General features: G+C 35.4%; 17 protein-coding genes and 1 pseudogene. 12 read left to right on the top strand and 6 right to left on the bottom strand.

From position 1 onward, the window contains the following. The first annotated feature begins 39 nt into the window (after positions 1-39). The 6 genes from AC27IF_RS11800 (at position 40) to AC27IF_RS11775 (ending at position 10,065) form a co-directional block, all read left to right on the top strand. The gene (locus AC27IF_RS11800) at positions 40-1,005 is read left to right on the top strand and encodes an AI-2E family transporter (protein WP_487054530.1); all 966 of its coding nucleotides are present in this window, start codon (positions 40-42) and stop codon (positions 1,003-1,005) included. Positions 1,006-1,089: 84 nt separating this feature from the next. Next, positions 1,090-2,631: a tyrosine-type recombinase/integrase gene (locus AC27IF_RS11795; protein ID WP_487054529.1), complete on the top strand. Its 1,542-nt coding sequence runs from the start codon at positions 1,090-1,092 to the stop codon at positions 2,629-2,631. Then, positions 2,631-6,476 carry a site-specific integrase gene (locus tag AC27IF_RS11790; RefSeq protein WP_487054528.1) on the top strand — a complete coding sequence of 1,282 codons (3,846 nt, stop codon included), beginning with the start codon at positions 2,631-2,633 and terminating at the stop codon, positions 6,474-6,476. The genes AC27IF_RS11795 and AC27IF_RS11790 overlap by 1 nt, the downstream gene beginning before the upstream one ends. Beyond that, a complete protein-coding gene (locus AC27IF_RS11785) occupies positions 6,469-7,146 on the top strand; it encodes a hypothetical protein (RefSeq protein WP_487054527.1) in 678 nt (225 codons plus the stop codon). Before AC27IF_RS11790 ends, AC27IF_RS11785 begins: the two co-directional genes overlap by 8 nt. Beyond that, a complete protein-coding gene (locus tag AC27IF_RS11780; RefSeq protein WP_487054526.1) occupies positions 7,139-7,687 on the top strand; it encodes a hypothetical protein in 549 nt (182 codons plus the stop codon). The genes AC27IF_RS11785 and AC27IF_RS11780 overlap by 8 nt, the downstream gene beginning before the upstream one ends. Then, positions 7,675-10,065 (top strand): AAA family ATPase, encoded by a 2,391-nt coding sequence (locus tag AC27IF_RS11775; protein WP_487054525.1) that lies wholly within the window; start codon positions 7,675-7,677, stop codon positions 10,063-10,065. The genes AC27IF_RS11780 and AC27IF_RS11775 overlap by 13 nt, the downstream gene beginning before the upstream one ends. Positions 10,066-10,340: 275 nt before the next feature. On the opposite strand, the gene AC27IF_RS11770 is transcribed toward AC27IF_RS11775, so the two are convergent. Then, positions 10,341-10,601 (bottom strand): hypothetical protein, encoded by a 261-nt coding sequence (locus tag AC27IF_RS11770; protein ID WP_487054524.1) that lies wholly within the window; start codon positions 10,599-10,601, stop codon positions 10,341-10,343. 20 nt (positions 10,602-10,621) lie between these two features. After that, on the bottom strand, positions 10,622-11,542 hold the full coding sequence (locus AC27IF_RS11765; RefSeq protein WP_487054523.1) for a hypothetical protein: 921 nt from the start codon (positions 11,540-11,542) through the stop codon (positions 10,622-10,624). A gap of 426 nt (positions 11,543-11,968) precedes the next feature. Between AC27IF_RS11765 and AC27IF_RS11760 the strand changes: the two genes are divergently transcribed. Both AC27IF_RS11760 and AC27IF_RS11755 read left to right on the top strand, forming a co-directional pair. Beyond that, on the top strand, positions 11,969-13,240 hold the full coding sequence (locus tag AC27IF_RS11760; protein ID WP_487054522.1) for a PKD domain-containing protein: 1,272 nt from the start codon (positions 11,969-11,971) through the stop codon (positions 13,238-13,240). A 20-nt stretch (positions 13,241-13,260) separates the two neighbouring features. Further along, positions 13,261-14,112, top strand: coding sequence for a DUF2971 domain-containing protein (locus AC27IF_RS11755; protein WP_487054521.1), 852 nt, complete (start codon positions 13,261-13,263; stop codon positions 14,110-14,112). Positions 14,113-14,339: 227 nt separating this feature from the next. On the opposite strand, the gene AC27IF_RS11750 is transcribed toward AC27IF_RS11755, so the two are convergent. Beyond that, positions 14,340-15,395, bottom strand: a complete 1,056-nt coding sequence (locus AC27IF_RS11750) for an AI-2E family transporter (RefSeq protein WP_487054520.1) — start codon at positions 15,393-15,395, stop codon at positions 14,340-14,342. A gap of 263 nt (positions 15,396-15,658) precedes the next feature. Here AC27IF_RS11750 and AC27IF_RS11745 point away from each other — a divergent pair. Further along, positions 15,659-15,811: pseudogene (locus AC27IF_RS11745) on the top strand (AI-2E family transporter); the annotation flags it as partial. Positions 15,812-15,875: 64 nt separating this feature from the next. On the opposite strand, the gene AC27IF_RS11740 reads toward AC27IF_RS11745, so the two are convergent. The 3 genes from AC27IF_RS11740 to AC27IF_RS11730 form a co-directional block, all read right to left on the bottom strand. After that, complete coding sequence (locus AC27IF_RS11740) at positions 15,876-16,280, bottom strand: lysozyme inhibitor LprI family protein (RefSeq protein ID WP_487054519.1); 405 nt, start codon at positions 16,278-16,280, stop codon at positions 15,876-15,878. 86 nt (positions 16,281-16,366) lie between these two features. Next, on the bottom strand, positions 16,367-16,669 hold the full coding sequence (locus AC27IF_RS11735) for a YciI family protein (protein ID WP_487054518.1): 303 nt from the start codon (positions 16,667-16,669) through the stop codon (positions 16,367-16,369). Positions 16,670-16,705: 36 nt separating this feature from the next. Continuing rightward, positions 16,706-17,317, bottom strand: a complete 612-nt coding sequence (locus AC27IF_RS11730; protein WP_487054517.1) for a septation protein A — start codon at positions 17,315-17,317, stop codon at positions 16,706-16,708. Positions 17,318-17,646: 329 nt separating this feature from the next. Between AC27IF_RS11730 and AC27IF_RS11725 the strand changes: the two genes are divergently transcribed. The 3 genes from AC27IF_RS11725 (at position 17,647) to AC27IF_RS11715 (ending at position 19,148) form a co-directional block, all read left to right on the top strand. Beyond that, on the top strand, positions 17,647-18,015 hold the full coding sequence (locus AC27IF_RS11725; protein ID WP_487054516.1) for a hypothetical protein: 369 nt from the start codon (positions 17,647-17,649) through the stop codon (positions 18,013-18,015). A gap of 443 nt (positions 18,016-18,458) precedes the next feature. After that, positions 18,459-18,731, top strand: coding sequence for an STAS domain-containing protein (locus AC27IF_RS11720; protein ID WP_487054515.1), 273 nt, complete (start codon positions 18,459-18,461; stop codon positions 18,729-18,731). Between the two features lie 54 nt (positions 18,732-18,785). Continuing rightward, complete coding sequence (locus AC27IF_RS11715; RefSeq protein WP_487054514.1) at positions 18,786-19,148, top strand: response regulator; 363 nt, start codon at positions 18,786-18,788, stop codon at positions 19,146-19,148. Positions 19,149-19,151: the final 3 nt, after the last annotated feature.

Below are 19,151 nucleotides of genomic sequence, written 5' to 3'. Positions count from 1 at the left end.
TAAAAACAATAGCTTTATTGGTAAAAGGATTGAAAATATATGGGTGCGTTAGCTAAGAATACAAGTGTAGTGAAAGTGTTTGTCACCATTGCAGCCATTTTTATTATCTTTGCAGGGATCAAAACGGCAGCCAATATTTTAGTCCCATTCTTATTGGCTTTATTTATTGCCATTATTTGCAACCCAATAGTCGCTAAAGCCAGTGAATTTAAAATACCAAAGGCTATTTCGGTTATTATAGTTATTGGTTTATTTGTCACCATTGCACTTTCTATCGCAGGATTGGTAGGAAAATCATTAAACGAATTATCTCAGCTTATTCCTCAATACCGATTACAGCTTAAAGAACAATTTATTTGGTTAACGGCTTTTCTAGCGCGTTATAACATGCAAATATCTACAGGAATTTTATTAGAGTACTTTGATCCCGCTGTTGCTATGGGGATGGCTGCAAGCATGCTGAGTGGCTTTGGCTCAGTAATGACTAACTTGTTTTTGATCATACTAACGGTTGTTTTTATGCTTTTTGAAGCATCTTCTTTTCCTATCAAGTTACACTTTGCGTTAGATGATCCTGAGATGCGCATAAAACAAATTGAACGCTTTCTTTCGTCAGTCAATAACTATATCGCTATCAAAACCATGGTTAGTATTGCTACCGGGATTATTGTTTCTACCATGCTGTGGATTTTTGGTTTAGATTTCTATTTGTTATGGGGAGTATTTGCATTTCTATTGAATTATATTCCCAATATAGGTTCAATTATTGCGGCGGTACCTGCGGTAACCTTAGCTGCAATTCAATTGGGTTTAGGTGAAGCTGGTGCGATTGGTTTAGGTTACGTACTGATTAATATGATCATGGGCAATATGATAGAGCCAAGATATTTAGGAAAAGGCTTAGGTCTATCTACTTTGGTGGTGTTTCTGTCGTTAATTTTTTGGGGATGGTTACTAGGTTATCCGAACAAACCAAAAGTCCAACAATATTTTGTCTTAGCGTAAGCTGATTTTATTTCTTAACATCTTTGAATTATTGAATATTTATACTATAGTTTACTTTAACTTGTTAAGTTAAGGTGTCCAACAATGAGTCAAGGGATCGTCCTCAAAAACTTCCTAGCAATAAAAAAAATGTATCGCGGATATGTTGTTTATGAGCTTATTGATCATGATGGAAATGAATTTTCTCCATTTTCAATATTTCAGCGAGACTTTATTGATGCTCCAAATTCACATTCAGCATCTACCATAAAAACAGCTAGAACTGCTGTTGCAAAGTTTCTTGATTATATGGCAGAAGTAAAATCCTTTAATGGTGAATATAACTCTACGTTATTACGGTTTGTAATTAATCAATATCCTGATTTTTTAGCTGATAAAATCAACTCAGAAATTGAATTACTTAAGTCAGCTCACGATGCACTTAAGAATTTTAAACCAGAGTTAAATACCGTTGGTTCTCATAAATCTCACATTACCTATGTAAATGCATATCTTGAATTGTCTGAAAAAATAGCAAGAGAAGCTGCTGAAATATTAGCAATCAAGGCTGGTCTTTCAGCTAATGATTCTTATGAGGCACTTTTCCCTGCTGTTTGGGAATTGAAGCCATTAAGTCAAAAAGAAAAAAATAAGTTTGCTCAAACTAAAATAGGAGGGTGCATTAAAGATACTGGAAAATTGATTCTCAAGCCCTCTAAAATATTAGGTGTGTCAGGCCTATTAGGTAAGCAAGCACCTGTTGCTGAAACTGAAAAAGCGTTTCCTGTGGAAGAAGTTGATAACTTGATTCGCCATACTACTTCAAAAAGAAATAGAGCTATATTTGCAGTTCTAGCTTGCTTAGGTTTGCGCATATCTGAAGCGCTGCAATTAAGATGGAGCGATATAGACCTTTTAGAGCGAGATATTCAGGTTAGACCTGCTACGCATGAAGAACTTACCAAAGCTAATGTACCAGAAGAAAAGCAAAACAGTATTCTTTCATGGAAAGGAAGAAAAACAGCAAATACGATGCCAATTGCTGAGTTAGAGCCTTTAATGTATAAGTGCTTGTATGAATATCAAAAAAGCAATGAATACAAAACTTCACCAAATCATGAATTTATTTTTGTATTTACTAAAGGGGAAAGGGTCGGTCAACCTCTGCTCCAAATAGTTGATGTGGAGAACAACTCAGTATCTATTTTAATTACTCCTTTCAAATCGGCATGTAAAAAGGCTGCGATAGTACCTCCTCATATTTCAGGGTACTTAGCTTACGTAAAACATGATTTAAGACATGGTTACGGTACTTACATGCGAAATTATGCACCACGGATTAAAGTAATTTCAGACTCTAAAGGAGACCGCACAATAATAGAGTATGGATTTCCTTTAGCTGACGTTTCAAAATTTATGGGTCACGCAAGTTTAGAATCAACAAATGTATATGCTAAAACAACTCTGGCTTCATCGAAAGCATCACACATAGAAGCTAATGCCATTTTAGAGTCTGGAGGTAACAATCAGACGCGAATTATAGCTTTGGCTACTTACCATACAAAAATCAGAAACGCTTTAATTTCACAGATCGAATCCCCTGAAGAAAGAGCGAAAGCAATGCAGTTAATAGAAGGCAAAAAATAATGATTAATCTAAATACGGAACCAACATTTTTAGTTGATGACAGTACTTTGACGGTAATCGTTAAAGAAGCATTAAAGGATATAAAGCTTTCGTTGATTTCGCTGGGAGTCGATCATGAAATTAAGATGGTTAAAAGAGTCGATGGTGATCCTTATTATGATAAAAATCAGGAATTCAAGCCTGCACTTTTACAATCCTATTCTGCTCCAGAATTAACAGCAACTATTCTTGATGATAACTTTATTCAATCTTTAGATGTAAATAGGAGTCTAATTAACACGCTATTACTGCATTCTTCTTTTGGAGCTGGAAATAGTGGAGGTGCTGCGAAAAAAGCAGATGGATTGGGATATTCGGATTCTTTGATTGCTCCTGTCAAAGAATATTCACCAATTAATTATTATGGACAAAGGTGTGATCAGCACGTTCTCAACGGTTTTTGGAGGTTTATTACCATTCCTTTGTTTATCAGGTTGTGGGAAAGCAAGGCGCTAATTTTACCTTTGACCTCACGACTGTCACATTATTTAGCAACAACAGATCATATCAAAAATTTGTATGTTACTTTATGTCATGCGATTGCAACAAATGAAGATGTAAAAATATTTATTCAGTGCTTTAAGGCTAATGTTGAAGATATAGATTTACGTTTAGGCAGTGAAGGTCTGCGAGTAACAGTCAACTCTAAAAATTTAAAAAGGGATTACCCAGCATTTTTACGGTTACTACTTGCAACAGATTGGTATGGAAAACTAAACCTTGCAGAATTCAAAAACACACATGTCATTCATTGCCATTACTGGGAACAGTGGGAAAAAGGAAAAAAAAGAGCAATGACACCAATTATCAAAAGGGATCTATTTCGAAGGTTTGGTGGTAAAGAGGAGTATTTGCCTTTTGGTCGTATTATACAAGGGGGAAATAAATTAATCCCACAGTATAAAGAGGAGTTGGAAGAACTAAGAGCTGTTGTCCTAAGTGATGCTGAACGAATTTTGATGCTTGTTCAGTTAGATATTACTAAAGATGAAATATCTGCAATGAATAGTGACGAGTGTTGGGATTTTTGGGGTAAGTTCGATTCTGGCAAACTTCTCTATGATGAGAAAGGAAATCTTTCACCAGAAAACGTTAGTTTATTTTCTGATATTGAGTTCTATAAATTAGAAAATTGGGATAATTATGGAAAGAGTTATCTTCAAAGCGCCTCAAGAGGAGTTCAGACACATTTTAAAGGCGGTACTAAATTATTGATAAAATACTTCCTTTATCTAGACACTTGGTTTCAAGAACATAAGCCAAATTTCAACTTTCCAATCGACTTTAGTAATTTTACCAGGAGCGTATTTCTAATAAGAGATACTGAAGATGAAAGCTTGCCCCGAACATTCGCTGAGTTTATACGAGAGTTTGGTTCCTCCTCAGCATGTATGCAATTTGGAAAATTTACACGATGGATGCAAAGCGATAGTCCATATGTGCTAGAAGAGAAGCATGGTCAGAGTGCCAGCATAGTGACTAAACTTGAGTTTCAAAAAAAATGGTGGGAAGCAGCAGAAGAAAAACCTAGAAGTACAGCGAATGTCGGAGATGATAAAAAAGCTTTTGAAAGTGATGAGTTCAGCACATTAAAGCATCTTATGGATATGCTTGAGAATTACTTTTTCGAGGTTCAGAAATTTGTCATTAAGAGAGTTAAGGAAGCACAAGAATATGCGCCTAAAGCTAAGAAACTTTGGACTGAAACGACAGGTCCTGATCAAGATGCCCAGTATTACATCAAGGTTAGTGAAACGGCATTATTGGAGTTAGGCTGGGAATCACTTAATCTCAAGTATAAGGCGAAGGTTGATGAGCGTTTTGGAATCCTACCTGCTACGCAAAAACCGCGTCCTACACAATTAAACTTCATATCAATTGATCTTGAGGTATCGAAGAAGTACATAAGTCCTGAGCATTTTGACGTTAAATATCTGGATATTGAATCTGGTGATATAAAAGAAACAATGTTCAATTGTGAAATACCTGCAATAACGCCAGTAAGGAGACTCTATAACGAAGACCTTGGTGTTACTCTAATGATGCCAATGCTCAATGTGTTGAGGGCGCAGCTAATATCAACTGATTTAGGGATCAGGCATATACATGGTTTCAGTCTTGATGCTAATGAATTTGATGCACATGTTGACGATAGAGTAGATGTTGAATTAGGTGTTACAACCTTAAAAATAACGACAGATAAAGTGAAAACTAAACCATGGTTAAGACCTGTAAATTACTCAGTAATGGAGGTCTTGTACCGCGAACGAGAATTCAGAAGTGCATACCCATCTCACTTTGTACATGAATTTGACTATAATAAAGACTTAACGTTTCAAGCCATATTTGCTCAACCAGATACTGGTAAACCGCCAAGTAGTAAAACGCGAAATCCGTGCTGGAACGAATTATTGATCGCCTTTTCATCTTTTATGTCAAAAATCAAAGGCCACCCTGTTAAATATTTGCGCTGGTGCCCAAAAGATTCAAAGAAAGAATTCTCCCTAAGTCCATTAAGCGTATTTAGTGAAAATGATCAGGCAGTTAAAGCTGCTAAGAAGACAATCTCAAATACTTTTACTAATAGGGATGGCAATAATTACGTAGTGGAAACTGAGTATACCGATATTACTTTGAGAGCTATTCATACCCCTCACTCGACAAGAAATAGTTTTATCAGCAGTTTAACCGATCATATGGAATTGGCTGATATCGCAGCTTTGGTGGGGCAGAAATCTATTGCTACTACTGTACATTATAACCAAGTAACAAAAGGCAAATTTAAGAAATATCTCGACTCCCACCGAGCGGCAGTAACTTCACAATCAAATGAATCATCAAATCTGGTGAAAAGTTTTAACGAAGATCGTAGAAAAACAGAATCCGTATTTGGATTTACATCAATTGATGTTCATCAGGAAGACATCCGATTTTCTGAAGGAAGAGATCAAAAACCAAGACCATCAGGATTATTGATTTTGAGAACTGCTGAAAACAAAAATATTGCCTTTACAGATACTCATATTTGTCCTTTTAAAATGAACTGTCCCGATGAAATTGTTGAAGAAAACAGGGGATATAGAAAGTGCGGTATATGCAGGGCAAAAGTAGCAGGGATTGATCATGGTCCGGCCATCGCTAGAAAAATCGAGTTAACCGAGGTGGATTTACTAGAAACATTTCTAAAGCATAAGAAATATAAAAATAATACGGGTAAAAATGAAACAAATTTTAAGGTGTTAAATGACCAGATAGCAGAAGAACTAGCCGGGTGGGAACTGACACTACAAGGAGTTGAACATCAACGTCAGGAATTGTTGAGGAAGAACAAATCAAGTGAAACTATTCAATATCCCCCAAATATGTTGGATGAATCTATCCAACTTACTCGTGATAAAACGTCTGTTGATGAACTTGTATTAACAACAATTGAAGAGGCAGAAAGTTTTCCTAAATTAGCAGAAAGTTCAAATCTTCTGCATGAAATTGCTAGGAGACTAAAAGCAAAAATCTTATTTTCTTTGGCAAGTGCAAACCCAAAAGAAATGGAAAATTACTTAGCGGAGGTTGCAAATAGTGATGCTAGCGGTGAAACATTATTGCAGGTGTCTTCTTTGGTTAAGTCGATGGTTAATACGAATATCATTGATCGTGAACAACTCATCAAACTTATCTCAGATGAGCGCAAGCAATATGCTTTACCAGTCGAGAAAAAACCATCATTTCTTAGGATTGAAAATGATGTTAAAACGGAAGGGAATAGGTTAATTGGGTCAACGTCCAAATTGGTATTGAACAATGAATAGCAAAGAGAGTAAAAGAGATAGAGATTCTTACCACCTTGTTTTAGAAGAAGCAAAGAAGGTAGAAATTGTTAAAGCCATTTTAAAGTCGTTAGGCACAAAGAAAACTCATAAGTATCACCCGACCAGCATCACAGAATTAGCAAATAAAGTTAAGCTGATCAGCAAAGAGTATGTTTATGTTGACGGTGAAAACTATCCTATGAGCAAAAGCGCCTTACTAAGACCGGAAGGAAAGTACCGGGATCTATTAGACAGTTTTTTTGCATCTTTAAGTGGTAAAGATAGTCTTAAACTGAATGTGAGCGTAGCTAGCGAAGAAGCTTTAAGGGTAATGGTTCGCACCCTTCAACATGAATTGGCTGAGTCTCGAAGAGAAAATGATATATTTGTGAGGAGAATTCAAAATCAAACAGGCTCAACATTTGACCCACTACCAGAATCCAATAGTGATGAATTAAAAGATCAGCAAAATCAGCAACAAGAGATACACGATGCCTATGTGTGTATTTTTAACATATTGAGCTATTTAAAAAGTGAAAAACTTGCTTTGTTAAATTTCACCAATGAGGGGTTAGTCGAGCCTCTGACAGACGAGGTAGTAATTCAAAAGAACACTGTTGCTGGTTATTTGCAGTGGTTTGAAGAGCAGTCTAAGGCCAGTAATGAGTAGTTTACCATTTAATGTTTACCCACTCCTTGATGGCACCATTTCCTCACGAAGTAGAGGGCCAATCATTAAAGAACGAATTGGAAATATTTTCGATCGAATGAGGGAGACCGAGCATAAATTTCCGGCAGAAGCGGGAAATGATGTATTTGGGGTAAATGTAAGTGAAGTGGCTCGATGGTGTGGTATGAAAAACCGCAACCCTTTTTACGCAAATAAAAATTATACAAAAATGCTAAAGGACGCGATCAATGAAATTGGTATTTCTGGAGAAGCAGAAAAAACGGTTACGGAATCTTTACTTGAAAAAAACTTGGATGAGCGACAGCGCGACATAGGATCTTTAAAGCGACAAGTTCAAACTTTGCAAAAAGAAAAAAAACTATTAGCAGAGAAAGTTAAAGAATTATCTTTAGCTTTAGAAAGATCTTTAACAGATGTAAAAGATGCGAAAAAAGAAGTGGATGCCATTCATGAGAAAGTCGAAAACCAACGCCAAAACCTTTTAGAATCTGGTGGCAGGGGGTATCGATGGTTGAAGTAAAAGTAAAAGTGATAGTGCGTGTAACCAACGTATTTAAGGGTAAATTGGGGGCTGGTGACGGAATAATAACAGGTATCCGATACAAAAAAGAAAAGGGGGATTTTACACTTAAGCTTACTAGATTAAAAATAAACTCTTGGAAATCTACTTTTAGGTTGCCAAAACAAGGGGAGTTTGTAGAAGCTTATGGTAGGTGGGTTACTTTTGAAAATACTTGGCAATTATTAGTTGAAAAATGTACCCCTATTCCAATCCCTATGGAAATTATCGAGATTGAGCTAGTAAAATCTCCACTTCTTATTCCTCCAGTCTATTTATATTATTTTAACAAACACCCAGCTTTTGAAGGATTAGGTCTCGGTCCGAAGCGACTTCAAAAAGCCATAGATCATGTTGGTAGTTTTACTCTCTTTATGGCCGATTTGGAAAATTACAACACCAAATCCTTAATGGATGCATTTAACGGCAATTACGTAAGAGCGAGAGGCGTTATTGATGGATATCATGAGCTTCAAGCAGAGATTGATACCGCTCGGTTTCTGGCTGATTCCGGGCTAGATAACAATGAAATTAAAAAGATAATATCTCTACTTGGAACAATGTGTCATGAAACTATTAAATCCAATCCATACTGTTTATTGGCTTTTGGAAGCCGACTGGCAAAGAAAGCATGGATATTAGCTGAAGACTTAAAAGAAAAACTTGGAATTAGTGATAACGACCCTAGAAGGCTACTTGGTTCGGTAGATAAAATTGTTTATGACGCGCTATCAGAGGGCCATACAGCTATTTTAATTGAAAAGGCAAGTGATGACCTTGCTTCACTACTAAAAGACGCTCAGTTGGGCAAAGAGGCGATAAAGCTTGCTTTAAAAAAGAGAACCGCTTGTCTAATAGGTGATTGCTTGCAAGGCGTTGGTCCAGCCGAACTAGAAATATACGTAGAAAAATCTTTTTCTAAATTGTTGAATTTAAATAGTCCAATGCAAGGACAACTTTTTGATGCATTAGAAATTGAATATGTTTCGCAAGCTACAGAAAAGTATGCTGACAAATTCGAAAAAACAAATGGGTATGGGTTAGTCGCCAAGCAGACTGAAGCTATTAAAATGGCTTTCACAACAGGGCTGGTAGTTCTTCAAGGTGAGGGGGGGACAGGCAAAACAACGGCATTAGCTGGCATCAAAGCAGTAGGGATTGAGATAGATAGACCCGTTTATTTTGTTGCTCTAGCAGGAGTTGCTCAGAGGAAAATCTACCGAGATTTACATAAACAAGGGCTAATCAATAATTTTCCGACTAAAGACCCTTATTTAGAAATTGAAGAGCCGACATGTTTTACTATTCACTCTTTTATTAATGCCATCTACAAAACCAAAAAAGCTAAGGAAGAAAGCCCTTTTAACTTAAAATTGAATCAAAAGCCGATAATCGTTATGGATGAATCTTCCATGCCAGATTTGGGGTTGTTTAATCAATTATTGGTTGCCCTTGAAAATATTGAATATCATCTATTCATGGCTGGTGATATTGGTCAGCTAGCCCCAGTAGGGTTTGGCGTTGTTTGGCACAAGTTACATGACTCTAAAGTAGTTCCCTACATTGAACTTAATCAAATTCATCGTCAAGCAAATGAGAACCCAATTAAACAAGCTGCTCAAGCCATAAGAAAAGGCCAAATACCTGAAATGCCACTATTTGAAGGGGGTGGTGATGCATTGGGGGTCTATCTGTCTGAATGTGTAAATTCAGATTTGATCGAAGAGTCATTTGATTGCGCGATTAAATTAGGTATGAGGGAATCACAAATTATCGCTCCCACTAAGCAGTTAGTAGATAAAATTAATAAATTCGTTCAAAGAAAAATGTTAACTCAAGAGGTTATAGCAGATGATTCTGCTTGTTATTTAAGTCGATTCTATCGAGGTGATAGAGTGATTTGTACTGAAAACAACCACGAGATGGGGCTGCAAAATGGTGATATTGGTGAATTTTTAGGGATTGAATACGAAGATAATTATGAGTATGCGCATTTTGACTTTCATCACAAGTCCTACAAATTGACTGAACAAGATATCTTTGCTTCTCGGATCAAACTGGGTTGGTGTATTACTATTCACAAAACTCAAGGATCTGAATTTAAAAATACGATCATTGTCATGCCTGAGTCATATAACAAAAGGAAGAAAAATAGTTTTGTTGAAAGAAGTATGATTTATACTGCTATTACAAGATCCTCTAAATTAGGCGTTTTTGTTGGTAATAAAAATGCTCTTGCCAACGCTATAATGGCCAAGGAAAGATGGAAAACACTGAAAACTTTGTTTGATCTTGATAGGTATCATGAATTAGATGTTTTAAACAACAAAGCATCTTAATCAGTATAAATTCCAAATATTGACTTTAACATCAAATACTGAATATCCCCGTTACTGTATATCACCACAAGTAAAAAATAGATTTAACCTCGCGACAGCGAGGAGGAAAGGATATGTGGTTCTTCGAAATTTCACGAATCGGTGTTTGAAAAAAGCCACCATTGTAGGTAATAGATATATTACATCAAAGAGACTACTTTCCCGGCCCCTAGACTCTTTGAATATATTTGGCAATCTACTTTAGGTATATAGGCTGAATTTAGGGTAATAGCGGCTCATAAAAACATCTGGATGATTTTAACTGGCCAAGCTCTAGCTGTGCTATCCATGATCTCATTAGGGATAATTATACATTCATATTTTAATTCTATTTTATCACCTAATTTTTCATTTTCGCTGTAAGTTACTTTGGCCAACCTATTAGCACACCTATATGCCCATATACTCATAAATATAGTACCGTTATATTTCCAAATACCATTATCAAGACGCTTGTCGTTAATAGGGTTTACGTGCTTTCTATTTTGGTTCGGCATTCAAACTTTCCTAAATTTAATTAACGGTATTCGTAAGAACCATTTGTAACATTACCTGTTATAGAGATAACTTCAGGAAAGCTTCCCGCTACAGACTGCTTAACATACTTTACAGAGCAGCTTAAATACGGGCCACTTTTTCCTGCATGAATAATTTTGGGGGTGGATAGAACGTTAGACTTAGAAGCTAAATCTAATGCAAACTTTTCACATTCACTTATATTATATTGATTTTCTTTGGTTCTAATTGCTCTAGACTCCGCCAGTCTTGTCTCGTATTTCGATTTACATGCCTCATCTTCCATGCATTTTTTGTGTTTTTCTTTTTTATAGAACTTTTGTTTTTGTTCAATTAGTCTTCTAATTTTTCCGTTTTGCGCTGATGTATTTCCCATATCTTTTTCTATGTATGTCTGGCCACTATCAAAGTCATGCAGAGTAATTTCTCTAGTGCCATGTCCACTTGAAATACTTTTACCAGGTCTTTGTCCAACGTATGTTTTGCAAATAACATATGAGTCGGTAACTTCTATAGTCGCCCCATATGAAACACCACTTCCGCATTGTGGATGGGCATTGGCTACTTTTTTGTATAAACGATTTAATAATGCTGTTTTATTACTTTTACTGTTTCGATCTGCAAAATAGATTTGTGATTTTTTATTATAAGCAATAACATAAACTTTAGATGATTTTCCTTCCATAGAGCAAGTCAGAATATCATCTTCTTCACCTTCGACAGTGACCTCTAATTCGCTTGAAAAAAATGACTTCGAGGGATTAAAGCTTTTATCAGAGGCTAGGACTTCATTAGCAATCTCATTGCATTTATTGATGTCATTTTTACTTATATCAGTTGACTGACTATTCGCTTGACCACTATAAGTAAAAAGTACAAAAAGTACAAAAAGTATAGAATTAATGTCGAGAAATGACTTCATAATGCTCCTTAATGGGGACAATTATATAGCGAGTTCAAACTTTCCTTGAACTCGTTAGAAAAAAATAATAACTAGAAAGATTAAGTCTATAGCAAATAGATGGGCAATAGAAGACGGTATATGTTGTTAATATATCATTATTAATTTTAGACTTAATATTCGTGTTCATGAGGAGATGATTTGTCATTATGGACATAAGGTGTAATTTTTAACAAAGTAGAAGATTAGCGTTCTCAAATGAGTCTGCCACAGGCCATAATGCTCTTGAAGCAGTTATTAGCTCAAGCATTATGGGTAATCATATAATTCTCATTTATTGACGCGATTCTCCTTTTTTATGACAAATCTGCAAACACTTGGAGATTTTTATAATTATGGTTACAATGTTTTAATCTGGAAATGAATTTACTTTTTATAGGGAAATAAATGAATAACAATAAATTTTTTAGCCTCATTGGGTTAACTGCTTTAATCGCTGGGTGCGGAGGTGGTGGTTCTGGTGACTCTACACCTTCTACACAGCCAACTCCTAACTTATCTGTTACCATTAGTAGCTCATCAATTTATGAAGAACGTAGTGATATTGAGATATCTAGTAATATACAAAACGGTAGTGGGACTATTCAATACAGTTGGCAGCAAGTCTCTGGTATTGATATTGTCCTTTCTTCAACCGATCAAAGTACATTAGTTTTCAACGCACCTGAAGTTATGCAAGATGAAGGAGTTAGTTTTAAATTAACAGTTACAGATGGGGCAAATAGTTCAGCTTCGGATATAGTGGATTTAACAATAGAAGATGTTCCTTTAGGCTTGGCTATTAATTCGGGCTTCCCTTCTGCGCTTTCTGGACATGAAGATGATCATGCTCCAATTATAAGAGAAACAACTTCACAGCTTGATGGAAAAGTAACAACAACTATAATACTTAGTTCATTTGAAGGGAATTTTAATATAGCTTGTCGAGACGGATCACCTTCGTACTATATTGATACTGAAAATGTGACAAATAACGGTGGCATTCAATATCGAATTGGTCCTGATGAAACTGTCTTTTCTGAAACATGGTTTGAGAGCCAAAGTTTCAAGCTGCTGATCCCCAGTGGGTTTAATCAAAACTTAATTAAACGTTTATATCAAAACTGGGATGCGGTTTTTCAATATGATAAATTTGCAGGTGGTTATGAAACTCTAGACTTGAACTTAACTGGTCTTCCTGCTGCTATTGATAAAACAAGAGAAGCATGTAATTGGTCAGAAGATATATTCCCTTTGGACAATGGGTGGGGAACCACGCTTCCTATACAACCCCCCAATGATGCTATTTATGGTGAGTTTACTTCAGACTTTAAACCATTTCGCACTTTGGCATGGCGTGCGAAAAACGACTTAGGTATTACTCGATTGCTAATTAAAGTGGGTGATTTCTCTGGTGAGGGAGAGTGCTCTGGACCTTTCACCATAACAAATAATTTTTATGTCCGACAGGATGATAAATTAGTGAGTGCTGTCGTTGGTAGTGAAGCTAAAGTAAGCTGCTCACAACCTGAGATTCTTGTTTTACAAGGTGACTTTGATGCTTCTCGTGCATTTGATTTAGAGGTGTACCCATTTCATACTAATGTGTTGACTAGAAAACCTTCTCAATTAGCGGCTCCTGATGGACCATTTGCAATTGTAACTTTTCAGAATGAATAAATCAGAATGAGTATAAAACATTGAAGCTTTATCGATTTGAAAGGTTAGATAAGGAACGCTACGAAGCGCTTGTTAATAAGCAGTTGTGGCTTTCTCGACCTGATCGTTTTAAGGATAATAATGATTGTCGTTTTGCAGGGCTTAGCATGCCTTCAATCTCGCCTTCAGATTTCGAAAATTTAAAGAAAATAGTTGAAATCTACTACCACAGGGAATTCGATTACGAAGGTTCTTTACTTTCAGAAAGCACAGTTAACAGCTTGAAAGACTACATTAACAACAGTTATGCAACCGAACGCAATCCTGACCTTTCATTTGAAAAACGTCTCAGTATTAATTTGAGTCAGAGTGCTCTAGTAAATAAAATTAGAAGTGATATAAGTAATTCTGTTGGTATCTGCTGCTTTTTTTCTGGAAATTTTGACGATCCTGATATGTGGCGTGATTACGGAGATGAGCATAAGGGGTTTTGCGTTGAATACGAATATACACCAGAGGAAAATTGCAATGTTCGTAACGTTACCTATTTAGCACGACCTATACATGATATTGATTTAATAAATGAAGGTCTGGTTATTACAGCAAGAGAGTTACTTCTTTGTCCTGAAGAAACGTTTACACGAATTGTGACGACAAAATCTATAAGTTTTAATTTTGAGAGTGAATACCGATTTATAGGGGTATTCCCATTTAGTGGTGATGAACCAGGTAAGCTTGTAAGTAGACCCGATAACATTAAACCTCTGAGAATTATAACAGGTAAAAGTTTTGATAAAAATGATATCCAATATAAGAGAGCATTAGAAAAAACAGGTTTAGAAGTAATACCAATCGAAATGGCGATTAATGTTGCTCAAGGTGATTTGATTTAAATTCCTAATCTTGAATTAGCAGCATGGATGCTGCGTACTACAATAGCCGAACAAAAATACATTCCCCGTCTTGCCAAACTTGTTTTTCGCGAAATTGCAAAGAAAGTCTTTTGAGCTGTTGGAACAGCTCACACACTGAACTAGCAATCTACTCGGACTAAAATTCATGGATGAATGAATACCGAAGCATGGATGCTGCGCTTACATAAATTCCTAAATTTTAGACTTTAATCCTCTTCTATCATAGCTTCCTCAGAAGCCTCAATTTCTGGACCTAGCATAATCCCTAACCATCTGGTTTTTTCACTAGTATCTAGTGAAATTTTAATGATCATTGTTAATGGCACTGAAAGAAACATTCCTATTGGGCCAAAAATAAACCCCCAGCCAATTAGTGAAGCAAATGTCACAAAAGTTGAAAGACCAAGCATTTTCCCCATTAGCTTTGGTTCAACAAAATTACCAATCACATTATTAATTACAAAATAGCCTATGCCAGTCCATACAAATGCCCCAAATCCTAATTGCACTAGAGCAAGTAATAAAGCTGGTATTGCAGCAATCAATGAACCAATAGAAGGAATGAAATTTAATAAAAAAGCTACCATTCCCCATAAGAAAGGATAGTCAACTTCTATTATTAACAATAGTGCAGTAGCTAGTCCGCCAGTTATAAGGCTTGTAATGGCTTTAATTGCTAGGTAATGACGGATTTTGCTTAATACATGGTTTACATGAAACATTTTTTCTTTAGAGTTTGAAAATGCTCTCGAAAACTTAGACGGGAAGCTTGTTGTTTCAGCGAGTAAAAATATAACACTAAGGAAGATGATGAAGAAATCGCCAAATATTACACCTACGCCACCTAAGACACGTGTTACTAAGGCCATAACATCTATTTTTTCAAACAGGGATCTAATCTCAAAACTGTCTATTGGTGCCCCAATTCCAGCTAGCCAACCTGCCAAATCAGTGAACCGAGCATTTAATTGTTCAACATAAAATTCTTTATTGCTATTAAAGGAATTAATCGAATCACCAACTAAAACCACGACAGAATAAACACAAATCGATATAACTGTAAGTACAATCAAGATAGCTAAAGCACGAGGCACTTTTTTATTTTCCATCCACCCAATAGGAGGTGTACAAATTATAGCTATAAATAAAGCCATTAAAAATTGGCTCAGCAATGGTGCTGCGAATTTTAATCCTGTGATTATAATTACTATTGATGCTAAAGTTACCAAAATTGAGGAAGACTGTTGTTGTAAATTACTCATGTAAAATATTAACCTTGTTAATGATACTGATTTTGTAACACATGGATCATTTTATTCTAACTATAAATTTGAATAGATTCTACACAATCAATTACTGTTAGACAAGTCCAGCAGTAAGGTCAGATAAAGTATATTATATTGTTATTCCATTTATTTTATGGGTTGCTAGAATATACAGGGCCTATAGTGGTGGTTTGCTTTTGATAATTCCTCTATTGCATGCACACACGTAGAAAGCCTATGGAAAACTAATATCAGATAATTTAGGTACTGTCGGTATGTTATTGAGTGTGCCGTTAACCATGATAGTCAAAATAGCCTGTGAAAATTCACCTGAAGGTCGTTGGCTAGCTATTTTATTAAGTGATGAAGAAACTGTAGAACAAGAAGCTGAGCAAATTAAATCAGCAAGTTAACAGTAGATTCATCACACAATAAGTTATAAAAAATAGTAAAGGTAAAACTGAATTTTTATGTTTACTATTTAACTTCACTTAATTCTTTAATCCTTGTTTTACTTAGTAAAATGTAACATTTTTTATAGGCTAAGTCGGCACCTTTCTGAGGTGAAACGGCTAAGTATTGCCAACGACAATCATTATCTCTAAAAGTAATAAAGTTACTTTGTGAGCGCTTAAACATTTTCAATGCTGAATAACGGCCAGTGACTAATGCTTTTTCTTCTAAGTTAAAAATGTGGTTATTAACCCAAGTTTGTAATTCTCTGTCTACAGATTTCTTTACTCTATCTAAACAACTAGAAGCTTCCACTATACTTAGCTCAGGTTGTTGGCAATCAGATATGCTTTTAACTGCATAAGCCGTTACAGGAAGGCACAAATGCAGGGTGATAATACAAGCGCTGACGGATATGTTTTTTATCATAGGTTCGTTAGGTATTGTTATTGCGTTTATAACAACTAGAAATTAGTTGTTATAAAAGCTTAGTCGAAAAAGGTTAGTTAAAAAAGTTAAGCAGGTAATACTTTTTTGTATGGCTTAACGGTAACTTTTTTGTATACGCCGGCAGCGATATAAGGGTCTTCATCTGCCCATGCTTGTGCTTGAGATAATGTGTCAAATTCAGCAATGATTAAAGAGCCTGTAAATCCAGCGTCTCCTGGGTCGTTACTGTCAATTGCTGGACAAGGGCCAGCGACGAGTAATCTTTCTTGAGACTGTAGCTCTTTTAAACGAGCCAAATGTAGCTCTCTAACAGATAAGCGCTTAGCTAAACTGTCTTTGTTATCTTCACTATAAATAAGGTATAACATGGGTTTGTTTTCCTATTGACTATTAATAAGGGAGAATTATTTTTTATCTGCTGGTGATTCACTCATCACGTTAGCACTGATTTCAATACTATCTTCAAGTACTTCTGTTACTTCTTCCTCATCTTTTGGTAAATATTTATAAAGAGAGAAAATAGAGCCGACAGCGAAAGTTAACGTTAGCCCTGTTAATCCAAAGACTTTAAAATTAACCCAGGTATCTAATTCAAAGTTGAAGGCGACGTATAAGTTAAGCGCTCCACAGAAAGCAAAAAATATTGCCCATGCTAAATTCAATTTGGACCAGATTGGCTCGGGTAAAGTTAAAGACTCAGATAAAAACTGTTTAATGATATTTTTCTTAAACACGTATTGGCTAACAAGTAGGGCGATAGCAAAGAAAACGTTAATGATAGTGACTTTCCATTTAATAAAAGCATCATCGTGAAAAAATAGCGTTAAACCACCAAAAACAGCGATTAAACCAAAAAATATCCAATTGCGGGTAGGAACCTTTTCTTTTTTGATAATGTAATACAAAATTTGGAGTGCAGATGTAACGATAAGAGAGCCGGTAGCCCAGTAAACATCACCAAATTTATAAAATATTAAGAATACAACTAAAGGGATATATTCTAAAACTGCGTGCATAGTTAACCTTTCAAATAGTTTCTAAAATTTGCTTAACCCAATGTTAACGAAACTCAGTTAACTTTAATAGTTAAAGACCTCAATTTACCAAGATAAAGTTATTTTTGGCCATTTAATGTGCTAATTGATCAATAAAATTTAGGCATGAAACTAAGATTTAAAATATCAAATCATGATGGATAAAAAGGGAGCTGATTTAAGCTTTCAATATATGGATTGAAAAATATTTGATTAATCAATTCTATTATTATCTATCGACTATAATGACATGAAGCTGAAAAACGTTTTATTTAAATTGCTGTAACTCAAATGGTAAAAGGTATCAGAGAATGACGTCTACTCAAGATAAACAACTAGCAATAATTTATCAGTCATTATATTTAGCAAATCTATTGATATTACCTGTCTTTAGTTTTCTCGCACTTATTTATTATTTTCACCGAGCGACACAAGTTAAACCACAAAAAAACTCTATCTCTAAATATAATAAAGTGCACTTATATCGTTGTATTCAACTATCGGCTTTAGCCGGTGTCATATTAGGACTGGCTCCAGTATTTTATATTTTCTATTCGGCTCAATTTTCAACACCAGTTATGGTCACAATGATTTACTTAATCTCTTTGCATGCGTGCTTTGTCATTATTGGAATGTTTAATTTAGCTAGGGCATTAACAAACAAGCTCCCCATTTTTTAAATATAACTAAGTAGCTAAGCTCGTAGTGATATGCTCTTTCTATAGCGCTAACCACACATCAACACCATAACCAAAAGTCATAAGCTGTATATTCCTTTAACTCTGAATTGCCTTTTACGTCTAATAGTTTTGACTTCAGGAAAGCCGCTGTTTAGCCATTAACCTTTTGTAACCAAACAGATTAATTTTTTTCTGTAATCCCTTGCACTTTGATATATCTGTGCTAGCCATTATCGCTGCTGTTTTAAACGCAAATCTTTAGAATTAACTTCATTTAATTATCATTTATAACAATAGCTTAAGGGTGTTTTTGTGTTTTTTTACTGAGTTTCTTGATTTAGAGGGAATCTGACATATAGTTAAAATTCAAGAAAGTGATGATCTTAAAAGTCAGTGAATTAAGACTTTGTTTAAAATGAAAATATAGCTAATAGGATGGCTAAATGCTGAAGCTACCAAGTGAACTTACCATAGCTCATGTTGATGAGTATCGAATAGAAATACAACCAATAATTGATGAAAACGAAGTCCTTACTATTGATGACAGCAATTTAACACGTATCGATACTATTGGCGTGCAGTTTATTCTTGCGGTTGTTACTTATATTTCAGCGCAAGGTAAAACGCTTGAATATCAATCTAAATCTAAAGTATTTCAAGAAAGCTTAAGTCAGTTAGGCATCAAAGATACAATTTTGGCTCAGTATCTACCTTAAATAACAATAATTAAAACCAGATAAGAACTACTACGTAGAAAATAGGAGAAAAACATGTCAAAAGTGCTAGTCGTTGATGACTCTAACTCGATTCGAGATATGGTCAGCTTTACCCTGAAAAGTGCTGGATACCAAACAGTTGAAGCTAGAGATGGACGAGAAGGATTAACTAAAGCACAAGGCGAAGGTTTTGACTTAGTGATCTCAGATGTAAATATGCCAAACATGGATGGAATTACGTTATGTACTGAACTAAGAAAACTAGCAAATTTTAAGTTTACACCTATTTTGATGTTAACCACGGAAAGTTCAACCGATATGAAGATGCGTGGTAAATCTGCTGGAGCAACAGGTTGGTTAGTTAAACCTTTTAATCCAGAAAAACTGCTAGCCACAATCAAACGTGTAGTTCGTTAGTTA

The sequence above is a fragment of the Colwellia sp. KS18-150 genome, assembly GCF_057551365.1.
Note: the sequence above shows the minus strand (reverse complement) of the source record. Positions and strands in the feature narration are given on the sequence as shown.

What these genes read in the sequence shown, in the direction of transcription:
- AC27IF_RS11800 (WP_487054530.1), top strand. Translation starts at nt 40, where the DNA reads ATGGGTGCGTTAGCTAAGAATACAAGTGTAGTGAAAGTGTTTGTCACC.
- AC27IF_RS11795 (WP_487054529.1), top strand. Translation starts at nt 1,090, where the DNA reads ATGAGTCAAGGGATCGTCCTCAAAAACTTCCTAGCAATAAAAAAAATG.
- AC27IF_RS11790 (WP_487054528.1), top strand. Translation starts at nt 2,631, where the DNA reads ATGATTAATCTAAATACGGAACCAACATTTTTAGTTGATGACAGTACT.
- AC27IF_RS11785 (WP_487054527.1), top strand. Translation starts at nt 6,469, where the DNA reads ATGAATAGCAAAGAGAGTAAAAGAGATAGAGATTCTTACCACCTTGTT.
- AC27IF_RS11780 (WP_487054526.1), top strand. Translation starts at nt 7,139, where the DNA reads ATGAGTAGTTTACCATTTAATGTTTACCCACTCCTTGATGGCACCATT.
- AC27IF_RS11775 (WP_487054525.1), top strand. Translation starts at nt 7,675, where the DNA reads ATGGTTGAAGTAAAAGTAAAAGTGATAGTGCGTGTAACCAACGTATTT.
- AC27IF_RS11770 (WP_487054524.1), bottom strand. Translation starts at nt 10,601, where the DNA reads ATGCCGAACCAAAATAGAAAGCACGTAAACCCTATTAACGACAAGCGT.
- AC27IF_RS11765 (WP_487054523.1), bottom strand. Translation starts at nt 11,542, where the DNA reads ATGAAGTCATTTCTCGACATTAATTCTATACTTTTTGTACTTTTTGTA.
- AC27IF_RS11760 (WP_487054522.1), top strand. Translation starts at nt 11,969, where the DNA reads ATGAATAACAATAAATTTTTTAGCCTCATTGGGTTAACTGCTTTAATC.
- AC27IF_RS11750 (WP_487054520.1), bottom strand. Translation starts at nt 15,395, where the DNA reads ATGAGTAATTTACAACAACAGTCTTCCTCAATTTTGGTAACTTTAGCA.
- AC27IF_RS11740 (WP_487054519.1), bottom strand. Translation starts at nt 16,280, where the DNA reads ATGATAAAAAACATATCCGTCAGCGCTTGTATTATCACCCTGCATTTG.
- AC27IF_RS11735 (WP_487054518.1), bottom strand. Translation starts at nt 16,669, where the DNA reads ATGTTATACCTTATTTATAGTGAAGATAACAAAGACAGTTTAGCTAAG.
- AC27IF_RS11730 (WP_487054517.1), bottom strand. Translation starts at nt 17,317, where the DNA reads ATGCACGCAGTTTTAGAATATATCCCTTTAGTTGTATTCTTAATATTT.
- AC27IF_RS11725 (WP_487054516.1), top strand. Translation starts at nt 17,647, where the DNA reads ATGACGTCTACTCAAGATAAACAACTAGCAATAATTTATCAGTCATTA.
- AC27IF_RS11720 (WP_487054515.1), top strand. Translation starts at nt 18,459, where the DNA reads ATGCTGAAGCTACCAAGTGAACTTACCATAGCTCATGTTGATGAGTAT.
- AC27IF_RS11715 (WP_487054514.1), top strand. Translation starts at nt 18,786, where the DNA reads ATGTCAAAAGTGCTAGTCGTTGATGACTCTAACTCGATTCGAGATATG.